We start from the raw sequence: 18037 nt of genomic DNA, 5'->3' as shown, positions 1-18037 counted from the left end.
TCAGAGTGCCGGTCTGAAATGTAAAGAGTAGGACTCGGCCGAGTGAACGCAATGTTTACTCGTTATCAAAACGGATAATCATTATCCATGAGACGGTCTGCATATGACCGTAAACAAGGGTGGTACCGCGGAGAGCAAAGCCTTTTCGCCCCTTTTGGCTATCGCATGAAATGCTTGGCTGAATGTGGGTGGGAAGGCTTTTTTATTTGCGTCAGCCGGCGCTGCGTTTTATGAATTGGATTTTAGAAGGGAACATTGAAAAGGAGGAACTGAAAATGGGCACAAATGTACAGGCGGATTCTTTGTCTGCCGAATGTACAAAAACAATGAACGGGGCTCTGATGCTGATTGAATCATTAAAGAAAGAAAATGTCGAGATGATCTTCGGCTATCCGGGGGGAGCCGTCCTTCCGATTTACGATAAGCTGTATCAATCAGGATTGGTTCACATCCTGCCCCGCCACGAGCAAGGCGCGATTCATGCGGCAGAAGGGTATGCGAGAGTCTCCGGAAAGCCGGGGGTTGTGATTGCTACCTCCGGACCCGGAGCGACAAATTTAGTTACCGGTCTTGCGGATGCGATGATAGATTCATTGCCGCTCGTAGTGTTTACCGGTCAGGTGGCCACTTCGGTCATCGGCAGCGACGCTTTCCAGGAAGCCGACATTTTAGGAATTACGATGCCGATTACGAAACACAGCTACCAAGTCCGCCGTCCGGAAGATCTCCCCCGTGTGATTAAAGAGGCGTTCCATATCGCCACGACGGGAAGACCGGGCCCGGTATTAATTGATATACCGAAGGATGTCGCAGCATTTGAAGGAGAGTTCAGATATGATCACGAGATCAGCCTTCCGGGTTATCAGCCTGTAAAAGAGCCTAACTATCTGCAGATCCGAAAGCTCGTGGAAGCTGTCAGCAGTGCGAAAAAGCCGGTTATTTTAGCCGGAGCGGGTGTTTTGCACGGTAAAGCTTCAGAAGATTTAAAAAATTATGTCGAACAGCAGCAAATTCCGGTAGCGCACACGCTTCTCGGTTTGGGCGGTTTCCCGGCAGACCATCCTCTTTTTCTGGGAATGGCGGGGATGCACGGCACATACACAGCGAATATGGCGCTTTACCACTGTGACTTGTTGATCAGCATCGGAGCGCGGTTCGATGATCGCGTGACCGGAAATCTGAAGCATTTTGCAAAATCGGCCAAAGTAGCGCATATCGATATTGATCCTGCTGAAATCGGAAAAATTATTGAAACGCAGATTCCGGTGGTCGGCGACAGTAAAATCGTCCTTCAGGAATTATTGAAGCAAAACGGAAAACAGGGACAGACAGAGGAATGGAAACAGCAGCTTTCAGAATGGCAAGAAGAATATCCGCTTTGGTATACAGACAACAGAGAAGAGGGCTTGAAACCCCAAAAGCTGATTGAGTATATTCACCAATTCACAAACGGAGAGGCGATTGTGGCGACGGATGTCGGCCAGCACCAGATGTGGGCGGCTCAGTTTTATCCTTTCCGAAAGGCTGATAAGTGGGTGACCTCGGGGGGGCTCGGCACAATGGGCTTCGGCCTTCCGGCGGCTATCGGAGCGCAGCTGGCCGATCGTAACGCCACGGTCGTTGCCATCCTCGGAGACGGCGGTTTTCAGATGACCCTTCAGGAATTAGATGTCATCCGGCAGCTGAATCTTCCTGTCAAAGTGGTTATCTTGAACAACGAATGTCTGGGCATGGTCAGACAGTGGCAGGAAATCTTCTATGAAGAACGCTACTCTGAATCCAAATTCTCGGCGCAGCCTGACTTTGTCAAATTGTCAGAAGCCTACGGCATTAAAGGCGTCCGGATTTCATCGGAAGAAGAGGCGGAAGAAGAGCTTAAAAAGGCGCTTTCATCAAAAGAACCGGCCGTTATTGACGTCCGGGTCGCCAAAAGCGAGAAAGTATTCCCGATGATTGCGCCGGGTAAAGGACTTCATGAAATGGTGGGGGTGAAACCTTGAAACGCATTATCACATTAACGGTGGTCAACCGCTCGGGAGTATTAAACCGGATCACCGGCCTGTTTACAAAAAGACACTATAATATCGAAAGCATCACTGTAGGCCACACGGAAACAAGCGGTGTTTCAAGGATTACATTTGTCGTCCATGTGGAAGGCGAAAATGACGTAAAGCAGCTGACAAAGCAGCTTAACAAACAAATTGACGTCCTGAAAGTGACGGATATTACAAACCAATCAATTGTACAGCGTGAGCTGGCATTAATCAAAGTTGTTTCTGCACCGTCGGCCAGAACGGAAATCAATGGAATCATTGAGCCGTTCAGAGCTTCCGTCGTTGATGTCTCAAGAGACAGCATCGTCGTTCAGGTTACCGGCGAATCTAATAAAATCGAAGCGCTCATAGAGCTTCTCAAACCTTACGGAATTAAAGAAATCGCGAGAACGGGCACAACGGCTTTTGCGAGGGGAACCCAGCAGAAGGCGTCATCCAATAAAACAATTTCAATTGTATAACACAAAAAAGGGAGAGATTAAAATGGTAAAAGTATATTATAACGGTGATATCAAAGAGAACGTATTGGCGGGTAAAAAAGTAGCGATTATCGGTTACGGTTCACAAGGTCATGCACACGCGCTGAACTTAAAAGAAAGCGGAATTGATGTCATTGTCGGCGTCAGACAAGGCAAATCATTTACACAGGCCCAAGAAGACGGTCATAAAGTCTTTTCGGTAAGAGAAGCGGCTGCCCAGGCTGATATCATTATGGTTCTTCTTCCGGATGAACAGCAGCAAAAAGTATATGAATCTGAAATCAAAGATGAATTGACGGCGGGCAAGTCATTGGTATTCGCACACGGATTTAACGTCCATTTCCATCAGATCGTGCCTCCTGCTGATGTGGATGTATTCCTTGTCGCCCCTAAAGGACCTGGACACCTTGTCAGAAGAACATATGAACAAGGCGCGGGCGTACCGGCATTGTTTGCCATCTACCAGGATGTATCAGGCGAAGCGAAAGATACGGCTCTTGCTTATGCAAAAGGAATCGGCGGAGCGCGTGCGGGCGTTCTTGAAACAACATTTAAGGAAGAAACGGAAACGGATTTGTTCGGTGAGCAGGCTGTTCTGTGCGGAGGTTTAACAGCGCTTGTCAAAGCGGGTTTTGAAACGCTGACAGAAGCCGGCTACCAGCCTGAACTCGCATACTTCGAGTGTCTGCACGAACTGAAGTTGATCGTAGACTTGATGTATGAAGAAGGATTGGCGGGCATGAGATACTCTATCTCCGATACGGCTCAATGGGGAGACTTTGTATCAGGACCGCGCGTAGTCGATGCGAAGGTAAAAGAATCGATGAAACAAGTATTAACGGATATTCAAAACGGTACATTCGCAAAAGAATGGATCGTGGAAAACCAAGTGAACCGTCCTCGTTTCAATGCGATCAATGCAAGTGAAAACGAGCATCAGATTGAAAAGGTCGGCAGACAGCTTCGTGAAATGATGCCGTTTGTCAAACAAGGCAAAAAGAAGGAAGCGGTGGTCTCCGTTGCGCAAAATTAATGTTTTCGACACGACCCTTCGTGACGGTGAACAATCCCCCGGGGTCAACCTCAATTCCCGGGAGAAACTGGCGATAGCCAAGCAGCTTGAAAGACTCGGGGTGGACATTATTGAAGCGGGATTTCCCGCTTCATCCCGAGGTGATTTTTTAGCCGTGCAGGAAATCGCAAGAACGATTAAAAATTGTTCGGTAACAGGGCTTGCCCGATCTGTCAAAGGTGACATCGACGCAGCCTGGGAAGCGCTGAAAGACGGGGCCAGCCCGCGGATTCACATCTTTATCGCCACCTCTGACATTCATCTGAAGCATAAGCTGAAAATGACGCGGGAAGAGGTTAAGGAAAAAGCGGTTGAAATGGTGAAGTATGCAAAAGAACGCTTTCCGATCGTTCAATGGTCAGCAGAAGACGCATGCCGCACCGAACTTCCGTTTCTGGCTGAAATCGTAGAAAAAGTGATTGATGCCGGCGCGAGCGTCATCAACCTGCCGGACACTGTAGGTTACCTGACGCCGGCTGAATACGGAAACATCTTTAAATATATGAAGGAACACGTTCCGAATATCGGCCGGGTAAAGCTTTCAGCCCATTGCCACGATGATCTCGGAATGGCGGTTGCCAACTCACTTTCGGCAATTGAGAACGGCGCAGATCAAATTGAATGCGCCATTAACGGCATAGGAGAAAGAGCCGGGAACGCCGCGCTAGAGGAAATCGCCGTTGCGCTTCATGTCAGAAATGACGCGCATCAAGCCGATTCATCCCTCAATCTTCATGAATTGAAGCGGACGAGTGATCTTGTCAGCAAACTGACGGGCATGGCCGTTCCCCGCAATAAAGCAATCGTCGGAGATAACGCTTTCGCACATGAGTCCGGCATTCACCAAGACGGTTTCCTGAAAGAAAAATCAACATATGAAATCATTTCACCGGAACTTGTCGGCGTGACTGCTGATGCGCTCGTACTCGGAAAGCATTCCGGACGCCATGCGTTCAAAGACCGCCTGAATGCGCTTGGATTCCAGTTTGATAGTGAGGAAATCAATAAATTTTTTACGATGTTTAAAGAACTGACCGAAAAGAAAAAAGAAATCACCGATGATGACTTGATTTCTCTTATTTTAGAAGAAAAAGTGACGGACAAAAAAATCGGCTATGAATTTTTGTCTCTGCAAGTGCATTACGGGACGTCTCAGGTGCCGACTGCAACAGTCTCTTTAAAAAATCAGGAAAACGAACAGCTGATTCAAGAGGCGGCAACGGGGGCGGGCAGCGTGGAAGCCGTTTATAACACGCTCGGGCGCTGCATCGATAAAAATATTGAACTGACAGACTACCGCATCCAATCCAACCGGAAAGGCGAAGACGCGCTGGCTCAAGTTTTTGTCAGAGTGACCGTGAACGGAAAAGAAACATCAGGGCGGGGAATCGCGCAGGATGTTCTGGAAGCTTCTGCTAAAGCTTATCTGAACGCCGTGAACCGGCAGTTGGTGCTGGATTGCAATTTAGACGGATTAAAGAGACAGACTGCGGTCGGCTCGTAATAGAAAGGAGAACGTTTGATTTGAAAAAACGCATTGCTTTGCTGCCCGGTGACGGAATCGGACCGGAAGTGGCGGAATCAGCGGCAGATGTATTGAAAAGCGTTGCCGAACAATTCGGACATGAATTTGAATTTGAAAACGGGCTGATCGGGGGAGCAGCTATTGACGCCCATCAAAACCCCCTTCCTGAGGAGACGGTGGCTCTTTGTGAAAGATCCGACGCCATCCTGCTCGGAGCCGTCGGCGGGCCGAAATGGGACCAAAATCCTCCAGAGCTCAGACCGGAAAAAGGCCTGCTTGGCATCAGAAAAAAACTCGGCCTGTTTGCCAATCTGCGTCCCGTGACCGTATTTGAAAGCCTGTCTGAGGCTTCTCCGCTGAAAAAAGAATATATCAGCGGCGTCGACTTTGTAATCGTCAGGGAACTGACGGGCGGCCTCTACTTCGGAGAACCGAGCAGACAGTATGTCAATGAAGCGGGAGAAAAGGAAGCGGTCGATACCCTTTTTTATAAGAAAGAAGAAATCGCACGCGTTGTCAGAGAAGCCTTTAAGATGGCTGCCGGCAGAAAAGGAAAAGTGACGTCCGTCGATAAGGCGAATGTGCTTTCATCAAGCAGGCTGTGGCGTGAAACCGCAGATGAAATCGCAAAAGAATTTCCTGATGTGACGCTTGAACATATGCTTGTCGATAATGCCGCGATGCAGCTCATCTACGCTCCGAGCCAGTTTGACGTCATCGTAACTGAGAATATGTTCGGCGATATTTTAAGCGATGAAGCTTCCATGCTGACAGGTTCGCTCGGCATGCTGCCGTCAGCCAGTTTATCAAGTTCAGGTCTTCACTTGTTTGAACCCGTGCATGGATCTGCGCCTGACATCGCCGGTAAAGGGATGGCCAATCCGTTTGCGGCGATTTTATCAGCGGCGATGCTTTTGAGAACATCTTTCGGGCTTGAAAACGAAGCTCAGGCGGTGGAAAAGGCGGTCGCAAAGGTGCTTGCAGACGGCAGCCGTACACGTGATATCGCCCGGGACGGCCAATATGCCGGAACGCATGACATTACTGAAAAAGTAAAAGCCGCATTAGCCGGCTCGAATACAAAATCTATAGTGTGACGCTTTAAAGAAAGCGGTCTTAGTTCATAGGTAGAGGGAGGAAACAAAGATGATGCCTCGAACAATCATCGAAAAGATTTGGGATCGGCATGTTGTAAAAAGCGGTGAAGGAAAACCCGACCTTCTCTATATTGATCTGCACCTAATTCATGAGGTGACGTCTCCTCAGGCGTTTGAAGGGTTAAGGCAGAAGGGGAGAAAGGTCAGACGGCCGCAGAACACATTCGCGACGATGGACCACAATATTCCGACCGTCAACCGTTTTGACATTAAAGATGAAGTCGCAAAGCGCCAAGTAACCGCGCTTGAACGGAATTGTGAGGAGTTCGGCGTCCGTCTTGCGGATCTTCACAGCGCAGACCAGGGAATCGTTCACGTGGTCGGGCCTGAGCTTGGTCTGACACTTCCGGGAAAAACGATCGTTTGCGGAGACAGCCATACATCGACTCACGGCGCGTTCGGAGCGCTTGCCTTCGGTATCGGCACAAGTGAGGTGGAACATGTTCTTTCCACACAGACATTATGGCAGCAGCGGCCGAAAACGCTTGAAATCCGCGTTGACGGAACGCTCCAAAAAGGAGTGACCGCGAAGGATGTCATCTTGTCGGTCATCGGAAAATACGGGGTGAAATTCGGTACCGGATATGTCATTGAATACACCGGGGAAGTATTCAGAAACATGTCTATGGACGAACGCATGACGGTCTGCAATATGTCAATAGAAGCGGGAGCACGGGCGGGACTGATCGCTCCAGATGACACGACGATTGAATATTGTAAAAACCGTAAATACGCGCCAAAAGGCGAGGAATTTGAAAAAGCCGCCGCAGAATGGAAAGCGTTACAAACCGATCCGGGCGCCGTATACGATCATTCCATCGTGTTAGACGGCAGCGAGATTTCTCCAATGGTAACATGGGGCGTCAATCCCGGCATGGTTCTTCCGGTCGATGCCCAAATACCGGCGCCGGAAACCATTGATTCTGAAGACGGTAAAAAAGAAGCCATCCGCGCGTACGAATACATGGGAATCGCACCGAATCAAAAAATTGAAGATATTAAAGTCGAGCATGTGTTTATCGGCTCCTGTACAAATTCGCGGATGACCGATCTTCGCCAGGCTGCGGATATGATCAAAGGCCGAAAAGTCGCTGACAGCGTCAGAGCCATTGTGGTGCCGGGTTCTCAAAGCGTGAAACAGCAGGCCGAGGAAGAAGGGCTGCACCGCGTGTTTCTCGAGGCCGGCTTTGAATGGAGAGAATCAGGCTGCAGCATGTGCCTCAGTATGAACAATGATGTCGTGCCTGAAGGGGAACGATGCGCTTCCACTTCCAACCGCAACTTCGAAGGCAGACAGGGAAAAGGCGCGAGAACACACCTTGTCAGTCCGGCGATGGCGGCAATGGCAGCCATTCACGGGCATTTCGTCGATGTAAGAAAGTTTTATCAAGAAAAAACAGTTGTGTAAGGAGTGCGCGAAAAGATGGAACCTTTAAAAACGCATACGGGAAAAGCGGCCGTCTTAAACCGGATCAACGTCGATACGGACCAGATTATTCCGAAACAGTTTTTGAAAAGAATTGAAAGAACCGGATACGGCAGATTCGCGTTTTTTGATTGGAGATACCTTGAGAACGGTGAGCCTGATCCTGAATTTGAATTAAATCGCAAAGTCTATGAAGGCGCGTCCATATTAATTGCCGGAGAGAATTTTGGCTGCGGATCATCCCGTGAGCACGCTCCTTGGGCGCTGGATGATTACGGCTTCAAAATCATCATTGCTCCGTCATTTGCCGATATTTTTCATCAAAACTGTTTTAAAAACGGTATGCTTCCCATCCGTATGCCGTATGATCAGTGGAAAAAACTCGCCGGTCAATATGAAAATCAGTCTCTTAACATGACGGTTGATTTGGAAAACCAGCTCATTCACGACAGTGAAGGAAAAGAGATTTCATTTGAAGTCGATCCGCACTGGAAGGAAATGCTGATAAACGGTTATGATGAAATTTCATTAACGCTTCTGCTGGAGGACGACATTCAGCAGTTTGAATCGAAAAGAAGTTCATGGCTTCAAGCCTGAAAAAAGCCGCCCGGCATCTGTCCGGCGGCTTTTTTTACCGTGCGCACCATCCTTTCTTGTGTTTCATGACGCGTGTTGATACACTTGAACAAAATAGCGCCTGAAAGGAAATAAAGTATGACGCATGACAAGAAAAAAGCTGATATCATTCCTTTCCCCCGTCTGAAAGAACGCTTGGTTGATAAAGGGATGGCCGCCATGAAGGACAAACAGTATGAGGAGGCCCTCGAACTGTTTTCAGAGGCGGTAAGCCATGGCGATACCGAGTCCGATGTACATTTAGGCATGGCGATTTGTTTTCTGGAACTCGGGGAATTGGAAGAAGCAAAACAAGTTTGCGAGAAAATGCTGAATGAAGGGTACGGCCATTATTTCACCGTACTGCAGGTGTACATGACCATTTTAATTCAGCTGAAACAATATGAAGAAGTCAAAAGCACAATTGAAGCTGTGCTGGAAGAAAACCAGCTGCCCGCAGAAAGTGCGGAGCAATTCTACCGGCTGCTCGAATTCAGCCGCAAAATGACCGATCCCGACCAGCAGGATGAAGCGTGGGAGGAGGAATACGAGGACATTCTTGATGCGGAAAAAGTGCTGAACAGCCCCGCTGAACAAATGAATCTGATTCATTCTCTCAAAGACCGCAATATTGCAAAATACACGGGTCTCTTAAAAACGATTCTTCAAGATCCGGGCGCGCATCCTCTTATCAAGACGATGATTTTGACGCTGATGGCGGACCATGACTACAGCAAGCCGGTCCATATTACAAAATTCGGCGATTCAATGACCGCGGTTCCGAGTGAAACGGTTCAGCCTGATGCGGCTCCGATTTTGCATCGCGTTCTCCGGGTGCTTGATGAAACGCTCGGCAATGAAAACCCTACATTATACGCTGCCGTCGAGGAGCTGTGGAGAAGGCATCTGTACGTCCTGCACCCTTTTATGCCGAAGTTTTTGAACGCAGATTTATGGGCGGCGGCGCTTCATAAGGTCGGTTACGAGATGCACGGCATTGACATTGAGCCGGAGGAACTTCATATGATGTACGAGTTTGACAGCCGCGAACTCGAAGAAGCCTGCACGATGATTAAGGATATTGAAGAAATTTCTTATTTGTAAATCACGCCATATAGTTGAAAGCGGTAGGCGTTATGTTATAATATAGTGGTTGTATTTATGTATAGCGGTTTAACTGAAATGAGAATTACGGTTGGACAGGCTGCCAGTTCATTACATAATGATTCTGATTCAAAGCGGTTTTTTCTTTGACAAAGCCGCGGATTGCTTTAGAATGGAAGACCGACACAACCTGAATAGATTTTTGGAGGGAAACACATGTCTGTAAAATGGGAAAAACAAGAAGGCAACGAAGGCGTATTAACGGTTGAAGTTGATGCCGATACGTTCAAAACAGCTCTTGATGATGCATTTAAAAAAGTAGTAAAACAGGTTTCTATTCCTGGATTCCGCAAAGGGAAAGTTCCCCGCGGTTTATTCGAACAGCGTTTCGGCGTTGAAGCTCTTTACCAGGATGCTTTAGATATTTTACTTCCTGTAGAATACCCTAAAGCGGTTGAAGAAGCCGGCATTGAGCCTGTAGACCGCCCTGAAATCGATGTTGAAAAAATCGAAAAAGGCGAAAGCTTGATTTTCACTGCAAAAGTGACTGTAAAACCGGAAGTGAAACTTGGCGACTACAAAGGCTTAGGAATCGAAAAAGATGACACTGCCGTTACTGACGAAGATGTACAAAACGAACTTAAAGCGCTTCAAGAGCGTCAGGCTGAGCTTGTCGTGAAAGAAGAAGGCGCTGTTGAAAACGGCGATACAGTCGTTCTTGACTTCGAAGGTTTCGTTGACGGCGAAGCGTTTGAAGGCGGAAAAGCTGAGAACTACTCACTTGAAGTAGGATCAGGTTCATTCATCCCGGGCTTCGAAGAGCAGTTAACAGGCCTTGAAGCAGGCGCTGAAAAGGATGTTGAAGTAACATTCCCTGAAGAGTACCACGCTGAAGAGCTTGCCGGAAAACCAGCTGTTTTCAAAGTGAAAATTCATGAAATCAAAGCGAAAGAGCTTCCTGAGCTTAACGACGAATTCGCAAAAGACATTGACGAAGAAGTTGAAACGCTTGCTGAATTAACTGAGAAAACAAAAAAACGCCTTGAAGAAGCAAAAGAAAACGAAGCTGACGCTAAATTGCGTGAAGAGCTTGTTCTGAAAGCATCTGAAAACGCTGAAGCTGATGTTCCTCAAGCGATGATCGACACTGAGCTTGACCGCATGCTGAAAGAATTCGAACAGCGTCTGCAAATGCAAGGCATGAACCTTGAGCTTTACACTCAATTCTCAGGCCAAGACGAAAACGCGTTAAAAGAGCAAATGAAAGAAGATGCCGCAAAACGCGTAAAATCAAACCTGACTCTTGAAGCGATCGCTCAAGCAGAAAACCTTGAAGTAACGGACGAAGAAGTTGAAGCTGAGCTGACTAAAATGGCTGAAGCTTACAACATGCCGGTTGAAAACATCAAGCAGGCAATCGGTTCAACTGACGCGATGAAAGAAGATTTAAAAGTTCGAAAAGCAATTGATTTTCTTGTAGAAAACCGTTAATATGGTTCATAATAATAGACATAATAAAACAGGGCGCGATTAATTCGTGCCTTGTTTTGTACAATTATGATATAACTCTTTTTCTTGGGGCAAGATAGTCATTGCCGGGCTGTTTTTCGTCATACATATAGAATGTGCAAGTGCGAAACACATTGTTACCGTCTTACTGGAAAGTATGGTAAAATGCAATACATACTCGATCGTAGCAAGAACCGTTTTCTTTTGCCCTTCAGGTAAAAGAAAAAGTGAGACAAGATTAAGGGGTGAAAGAATGTTTAAATTCAACGAGGAAAAAGGACAATTGAAATGCTCGTTCTGCGGAAAAACGCAAGATCAGGTTCGTAAGCTGGTTGCAGGACCGGGTGTATATATATGCGACGAATGTATTGAGCTCTGTACAGAAATCGTAGAAGAAGAGCTTGGTACAGAAGAAGAAGTCGAATTTAAAGACGTTCCGAAGCCGCAGGAAATCCGTGAGATTCTGAATGAATATGTCATCGGACAGGATCAGGCGAAGAAATCACTTGCGGTTGCGGTATACAACCATTACAAACGCATCAACTCCAACAGTAAAGTGGATGATGTCGAGCTTTCTAAAAGTAATATTTCTTTAATCGGACCGACTGGAAGCGGGAAAACACTTCTTGCCCAGACGCTTGCGCGTATTCTGAACGTGCCGTTTGCGATTGCGGACGCTACATCTCTGACTGAAGCCGGATATGTCGGTGAGGACGTAGAAAACATCCTCCTCAAGCTGATTCAGGCAGCAGACTATGATGTGGAAAAAGCAGAAAAAGGCATTATTTATATCGATGAAATCGATAAAGTAGCGCGAAAATCTGAAAACCCGTCCATTACACGCGACGTATCAGGCGAAGGCGTTCAGCAGGCGCTGCTGAAAATTCTTGAAGGAACGGTTGCAAGCGTGCCGCCTCAAGGAGGACGCAAACATCCTCATCAGGAATTCATCCAGATCGATACGACGAACATCCTGTTCATTTGCGGCGGTGCATTTGACGGCATCGAACAAATCATCAAACGCCGTCTCGGACAAAAAGTCATCGGCTTCGGCTCTGATAATAAAGCGGCAGACCTGGAAAAAGAAGAACTGCTTTCTAAAGTTCTTCCTGAAGACTTGCTCCGTTTCGGTCTGATTCCTGAATTCATCGGCCGTCTTCCTGTCATTGCAAGCCTTGAGCAGCTTGACGAAACGGCACTGGTTGAAATTCTGACTAAACCGAAAAACGCACTCGTCAAACAATACAAGAAAATGTTAGAACTTGATGATGTCGAGCTTGAATTTGAAGACGAGGCATTATCTGAAATTGCGAAAAAAGCGATCGAGCGTAAAACAGGCGCACGCGGCCTGCGTTCTATCATTGAAGGCATCATGCTTGACGTCATGTTTGATCTGCCGTCCCGCGATGATATTGAAAAATGTGTCATTACCGGAGCGACAGTCGCAGACGGTGAAGCACCGCGTCTTGTATTAAAAGACGGCACAGTTGTCGGCCAAGATAAAACATCAGCATAACATGACAAAACCTCCTGACCCGAATTGATCAGGAGGTTTTTTTTCTTGTCCTGACCCTTCTGAAAATGTTTATTCCGGGCTTTGCTGGGAGATACTAGCGGACAGAGGAATGAATTGGATACATAAATCGTTTTTTCAGGAGGGACCAGCATGAGTTGGACAGGGATCGCATTATTTGTACAGCTGTTTTTCGGGATAGTCATCGGATTATATTTTTGGAATCTGCTCAAAAACCAGCGTACACAAAAAGTGACGATAGATAAAGAATCAAAAAAAGAAATGGAACAGCTGCGCAAAATGCGCGCCATCAGTTTATCAGAACCTTTATCAGAAAAGGTGCGGCCGAAAAGCTTTCAGGACATTGTCGGCCAGGAAGACGGAATTAAAGCGTTAAAAGCAGCGCTTTGCGGACCGAACCCGCAGCATGTCATTATTTACGGTCCTCCGGGAGTCGGTAAAACGGCTGCGGCGCGGCTGGTATTGGAAGAAGCGAAAAAACATAAACAGTCACCGTTTCAAAAGCAGGCTGTATTTGTTGAACTTGATGCGACGACCGCGCGATTTGATGAACGGGGGATTGCCGATCCGCTTATCGGTTCAGTGCATGATCCGATTTATCAGGGAGCGGGTGCGATGGGCCAAGCGGGCATTCCGCAGCCGAAACAGGGGGCTGTGACCCATGCTCACGGCGGGGTATTGTTTATTGATGAAATCGGCGAGCTTCATCCGATTCAGATGAATAAAATGCTGAAGGTGCTTGAAGATCGAAAAGTATTTTTAGACAGTGCGTATTACAGTGAAGAAAATACGCAAATACCGAATCACATTCATGATATTTTTCAAAATGGGCTTCCGGCAGATTTCCGTTTGATCGGAGCGACAACGAGAATGCCGAATGAAATTCCGCCGGCCATCCGTTCGCGCTGTCTTGAAGTATTTTTCCGCGAGCTGGAAAAGGATGAACTTAAAATCGTTGCGAAAAAAGCAGCCGACAAAATTCAGAAAGAGATTTCTGACGAAGCTCTCAGTGTGCTGACCGCATATACGAGAAACGGACGTGAAGCCGTCAATATGATCCAGATCGCCGCCGGCATGGCGGTGACTGAGGACAGACAGGAAATTACGACAGAAGATATAGAATGGGTTGTTCATTCCAGTCAGCTTACGCCTAAAAATGAGCAGAAAATCGCCGATGAACCGCAAGTCGGCATCGTGAACGGACTTGCTGTCTACGGGCCGAACAGCGGCGCATTGCTGGAAATCGAAGTGAATGTCACACCTGCGCAGGACAAAGGAAGCCTGAATATCACGGGAATTGCAGAGGAAGAAAGCATCGGCAGCCAATCGAAGTCGATCCGCCGCAAAAGCATGGCGAAGGGATCTGTGGAAAATGTTCTGACGGTTCTGCGCACAATGGGCATCAAACCTTCAGACTATGACATTCACGTCAATTTTCCGGGCGGAGGCCCGATTGACGGACCTTCAGCAGGTATCGCGATGGCCGCGGGGATTTTTTCCGCGATTCACCGCATCCCGATCGACCATACGGTGGCGATGACGGGAGAAATCAGCCTGACGGGGCTTGTCAAACCGATCGGCGGCGTCATTCCGAAAATTAAAGCCGCAAAACAGGCCGGAGCAAAAACGGTCATTATCCCATATGAAAATCAGCAGTCCATTCTGAAACGAATAGACGGAATCACCATTAAAGCGGTAAAAACGTTCCAGGAAGTGCTTGACGTCATATTGGTTGACCCTCCTTCAGAACAAAAACCGTTTGATATCCAAATGAATAAAGAATCCGTATAAACCCCATTTTTATAATGGGGTTTTTTTATGGAGGACATCTTTTCCTTTTTCAGAACAGAAAGAAAGGGTATACTACGAAGAGACTGTTTTATATACAGGGCAGGCGGATAAGCCGATTTTGCCCGATCCCGGAATTGTACAACGATGAAAAAGTTGTATTATAATGGTTCATACTAAAGTCACGGAGGTGTCAGTCACATGGCAGAAGATACAAAACGCAGCATCCCGCTCCTCCCTTTAAGAGGCTTATTGGTATACCCGACAATGGTTTTACATTTAGATGTAGGCCGTGACAAGTCGGTTCAGGCTCTTGAACAGGCAATGATGCATGATCATATGATTTTTTTAGCCACTCAGCAGGATATTTCGATAGACGAACCGGGTGAAGAGGATATTTTCGCCGTCGGCACTTATACAAAAATTAAACAGATGCTGAAGCTGCCCAACGGTACGATCAGAGTGCTTGTAGAAGGAATTCAGCGGGCGCAGATTCTTGAATACGCCGAGCTCGAAGATTATACTTCGGTCGATATACAGCTGATGCATGAGGATGATTCAAAAGACGTGGAAGACGAAGCGCTTATGCGGACGCTGCTGGACCATTTTGACCAGTACATAAAAATTTCTAAAAAAATCTCCGCAGAAACGTATGCGGCTGTGACTGATATTGAAGAGCCCGGCAGAATGGCGGATATCGTCGCTTCTCATCTCCCGCTGAAATTAAAGGACAAGCAGGACATTTTAGAAACAACGGATATTAAAGAACGTCTGAATAAGGTCATCCGTTCCATTCATAATGAAAAAGAAGTGCTGGAGATTGAGAAAAAAATCGGTCAGCGCGTCAAACGTTCGATGGAACGCACTCAAAAGGAATACTACTTGCGTGAACAGATGAAAGCCATTCAGAAGGAGCTTGGCGACAAAGAAGGAAAAACCGGCGAAGTTCAGTCGCTCACGGAAAAGATAGAAGAAGCAGGCATGCCTGAGCGTGTCAAAGAAACGGCGCTTAAGGAATTAAGCCGTTACGAAAAAGTGCCGTCAAGCTCAGCGGAAAGCTCTGTTATCCGCAACTATATTGACTGGCTCATCGCCCTTCCGTGGTCGGATGAAACAGAAGATAAACTTGACATTAAAAAAGCCGGGGAAATCTTAGATAAAGAGCATCACGGCTTAGAGAAAGTGAAAGAGCGGATTTTGGAGTATTTGGCCGTGAAACAGCTGACGAAAACGCTGAAAGGGCCGATTCTTTGTCTGGCCGGACCTCCGGGAGTCGGTAAAACATCTCTTGCAAAATCAATCAGTACGAGCATGGGGCGCCGTTTTGTGAGAATTTCACTGGGCGGAGTGCGCGATGAGTCTGAAATCCGCGGGCACCGGCGTACATACGTCGGAGCGATGCCGGGCCGTATTATACAGGGGATGAAAAAAGCCGGTAAACAAAATCCCGTCTTTCTCCTGGATGAGATCGACAAAATGTCGTCTGATTTCAGAGGCGATCCGTCTTCGGCGATGCTTGAGGTGCTGGATCCGGAACAAAACAGCACATTCAGCGACCACTATATTGAAGAGACGTTCGATTTATCGAAAGTGCTGTTTATCGCGACTGCGAATAACCTTGCTTCCATACCGGGACCTCTCAGAGACAGAATGGAGATTATCAGCCTGTCAGGCTACACTGAAAACGAAAAGCTGGAAATCGTGAAGGACCACCTGCTTCCGAAACAAATCAAAGAGCACGGGCTCACAAAGAGCAACCTGCAGATTCGGGACCAGGCGATTACGGACATCATCCGCTACTATACGAGGGAAGCCGGCGTGAGAACGCTTGAACGCCAGATTGCCGCCATTTGCCGAAAGGCTGCGAAAGCCATTGTGTCTGAGGAGAGAAAACGCATTACCGTTACAGAGAAAAATCTGGCCGACTATCTCGGAAAACGGATATTCAGATACGGACAGGCGGAAACCGAAGATCAAATCGGGGTTGTCACGGGGCTCGCGTATACGACGGTCGGCGGAGATACGCTGTCAATCGAAGTGTCATTGTCACCGGGAAAAGGAAAGCTGATTCTGACCGGGAAGCTTGGAGATGTCATGCGGGAATCAGCGCAGGCCGCTTTCAGTTATGTCCGCTCGAAAGCGGAACAGTTCGGAATCGACCCGAAATTCCATGAGAAGTATGACATTCATATCCATGTCCCTGAAGGAGCGGTGCCGAAAGACGGCCCTTCTGCCGGAATTACGATGGCCACGGCGCTCGTTTCAGCATTAACGGACCGTGCGGTAAAACGCGAAGTCGGTATGACGGGAGAAATCACGCTGCGGGGCCGCGTGCTTCCGATCGGCGGACTGAAAGAAAAGGCGCTCGGCGCGCACAGAGCGGGCCTGACTACTATTATTGCGCCTAAAGATAACGAAAAAGATATAGAGGATATTCCAGAAAGCGTCAGAGAAGGACTGAAGTTTATATTCGTTTCTCACCTGGATGACGTTTTGGAACATGCCTTAGTAGGAGAGAAGAAATGAAAGTCACAAAGTCAGAAATCGTGATCAGCGCGGTCAAACCCGAACAGTACCCTGATGGGGGGCTTCCGGAAATTGCGCTGGCGGGAAGATCAAATGTAGGAAAGTCATCTTTTATCAATTCATTAATCAATCGGAAAAACTTGGCCAGAACGTCATCAAAACCGGGGAAAACACAGACCTTAAACTTTTACATCATCAATGATGAATTGCATTTTGTCGACGTTCCCGGGTACGGATTTGCGAAAGTTTCCAAAAGCGAGCGGGAAGCATGGGGGAGAATGATTGAAACCTATATGACGACCCGCGAAGAGCTGAAAGCCTGCGTGCAGATTGTCGACCTCAGGCACGCGCCGTCTGCTGAAGACGTGAACATGTATGAATTCCTGAAGTATTACGGCATTCCCGTCATCGTTATCGCGACAAAAGCGGATAAGATTCCAAAAGGAAAATGGGACAAGCACTTAAAGGTTGTCAAACAGACGCTTGATATGGATCCTGAAGATGAGCTGATTTTATTTTCCTCTGAAACGAAAAAAGGCAAAGATGAAGCATGGGGAGCCATTAAAAAAATGATCAGCCGGTAATGAAAAACCCAAAACGCAGTGCGTTTTGGGTTTTATCGTATAGTTTTGTTCCGCTTGATAAACAATAATAAAAGGCTGATTCCGATGAAAACATACGGCCAGTATGTTTTGAAGTGTTCCGTCGGAATATGGACGGACTCCAGCCACGCCGTAATTTGTTTAAAGAAGTATAAAAAGAGGGAAAAACCAATCATGGCAGCCGCTTCGTATACATATTCTTTTCTGGCTGCCGCAAATAAGGAGAATCCGAAGACGAAGAGAATCATTTCAAAATCTCCCGGCCACCATGAGAGCTCAGGTTTGGCGAAAAAGTGTAAACCTATGCCGAAAAGAAGCAAGCCGATCAGGACGTGAGGCCCGGCCGCTTCCTTTTTGCCCTGATACAAGAGCACGGCGCCCAAGAGCATAAGGAGCACCGGCCATTCCCCCTGATTCGCAAACAGGTGAACCTGTCCGCTCTGAAGCCATGCGAATAATGAAGCGGCAAGCAGAAGTCCCGGTAATAAAATTGATGTTTTTTTCATCCTGTCACCTACCCGCAGTAAAGGATTTTTAGTATGATGATTAAGTGGAAACGAGCTTTTTATACTATAGCATAACATTTTTGAAATCTGTTCACATTTTCCCGAAGAAACTATGTTATAATTATTATAAATAATAAATT

Annotated in this window: 14 protein-coding genes and 1 other annotated feature (1 of these 15 only partly in view); of the genes, 13 read left to right on the top strand and 1 reads right to left on the bottom strand. The window is 47.2% G+C overall.

Going from position 1 to position 18037, the window contains the following annotated elements; all coding sequences use genetic code 11:
* Positions 1-156: a binding site (T-box leader), on the top strand (it extends 96 nt beyond the left edge of the window).
* A 119-nt stretch (positions 157-275) separates the two neighbouring features.
* From ilvB to yihA, 13 genes are all read left to right on the top strand, one after another.
* Entirely contained in the window at positions 276-2000 is a 1725-nt protein-coding gene (ilvB, locus tag NYE50_RS14990; RefSeq protein WP_159354435.1) for an acetolactate synthase large subunit, read from the top strand.
* Positions 1997-2515 carry an acetolactate synthase small subunit gene (gene ilvN, locus NYE50_RS14985; RefSeq protein WP_159354434.1) on the top strand — a complete coding sequence of 173 codons (519 nt, stop codon included), beginning with the start codon at positions 1997-1999 and terminating at the stop codon, positions 2513-2515. The genes ilvB and ilvN overlap by 4 nt, the downstream gene beginning before the upstream one ends.
* Positions 2516-2537: 22 nt before the next feature.
* Positions 2538-3566, top strand: coding sequence for a ketol-acid reductoisomerase (gene ilvC, locus NYE50_RS14980; protein WP_014418562.1), 1029 nt, complete (start codon positions 2538-2540; stop codon positions 3564-3566).
* Positions 3553-5109: a 2-isopropylmalate synthase gene (locus tag NYE50_RS14975; protein ID WP_021494398.1), complete on the top strand. Its 1557-nt coding sequence runs from the start codon at positions 3553-3555 to the stop codon at positions 5107-5109. The genes ilvC and NYE50_RS14975 overlap by 14 nt, the downstream gene beginning before the upstream one ends.
* Before the next feature lie 20 nt (positions 5110-5129).
* Positions 5130-6227 carry a 3-isopropylmalate dehydrogenase gene (leuB, locus tag NYE50_RS14970; protein WP_003152604.1) on the top strand — a complete coding sequence of 366 codons (1098 nt, stop codon included), beginning with the start codon at positions 5130-5132 and terminating at the stop codon, positions 6225-6227.
* 49 nt (positions 6228-6276) lie between these two features.
* On the top strand, positions 6277-7695 hold the full coding sequence (gene leuC, locus NYE50_RS14965; protein ID WP_014418559.1) for a 3-isopropylmalate dehydratase large subunit: 1419 nt from the start codon (positions 6277-6279) through the stop codon (positions 7693-7695).
* 15 nt (positions 7696-7710) lie between these two features.
* Complete coding sequence (leuD, locus tag NYE50_RS14960; RefSeq protein WP_007408146.1) at positions 7711-8310, top strand: 3-isopropylmalate dehydratase small subunit; 600 nt, start codon at positions 7711-7713, stop codon at positions 8308-8310.
* Between the two features lie 117 nt (positions 8311-8427).
* Positions 8428-9432, top strand: coding sequence for a DNA damage checkpoint antagonist DdcA (ddcA, locus tag NYE50_RS14955; protein WP_014305521.1), 1005 nt, complete (start codon positions 8428-8430; stop codon positions 9430-9432).
* A 216-nt stretch (positions 9433-9648) separates the two neighbouring features.
* Positions 9649-10923, top strand: coding sequence for a trigger factor (gene tig / locus NYE50_RS14950; RefSeq protein ID WP_003152618.1), 1275 nt, complete (start codon positions 9649-9651; stop codon positions 10921-10923).
* 271 nt (positions 10924-11194) lie between these two features.
* Positions 11195-12457, top strand: a complete 1263-nt coding sequence (gene clpX / locus NYE50_RS14945; RefSeq protein WP_007408149.1) for an ATP-dependent protease ATP-binding subunit ClpX — start codon at positions 11195-11197, stop codon at positions 12455-12457.
* A gap of 150 nt (positions 12458-12607) precedes the next feature.
* On the top strand, positions 12608-14266 hold the full coding sequence (gene lonB, locus NYE50_RS14940; protein ID WP_014418557.1) for an ATP-dependent protease LonB: 1659 nt from the start codon (positions 12608-12610) through the stop codon (positions 14264-14266).
* A 198-nt stretch (positions 14267-14464) separates the two neighbouring features.
* The gene (gene lon, locus NYE50_RS14935; protein ID WP_159354433.1) at positions 14465-16789 is read left to right on the top strand and encodes an endopeptidase La; all 2325 of its coding nucleotides are present in this window, start codon (positions 14465-14467) and stop codon (positions 16787-16789) included.
* Positions 16786-17373 (top strand): ribosome biogenesis GTP-binding protein YihA/YsxC, encoded by a 588-nt coding sequence (yihA, locus tag NYE50_RS14930; protein WP_003152626.1) that lies wholly within the window; start codon positions 16786-16788, stop codon positions 17371-17373. The genes lon and yihA overlap by 4 nt, the downstream gene beginning before the upstream one ends.
* A 32-nt stretch (positions 17374-17405) precedes the next feature.
* Here the strand turns inward: yihA and NYE50_RS14925 are convergent, their stop codons facing one another.
* Complete coding sequence (locus NYE50_RS14925; RefSeq protein WP_017418292.1) at positions 17406-17897, bottom strand: hypothetical protein; 492 nt, start codon at positions 17895-17897, stop codon at positions 17406-17408.
* Positions 17898-18037 lie beyond the last annotated feature (140 nt).

Origin of the sequence: Bacillus sp. EU55, from assembly GCF_038005925.1 — a bacterium.
In the GTDB taxonomy this organism is placed as follows: domain Bacteria; phylum Bacillota; class Bacilli; order Bacillales; family Bacillaceae; genus Bacillus; species Bacillus velezensis.
This window is presented reverse-complemented; position numbering and strand designations above follow the sequence as displayed.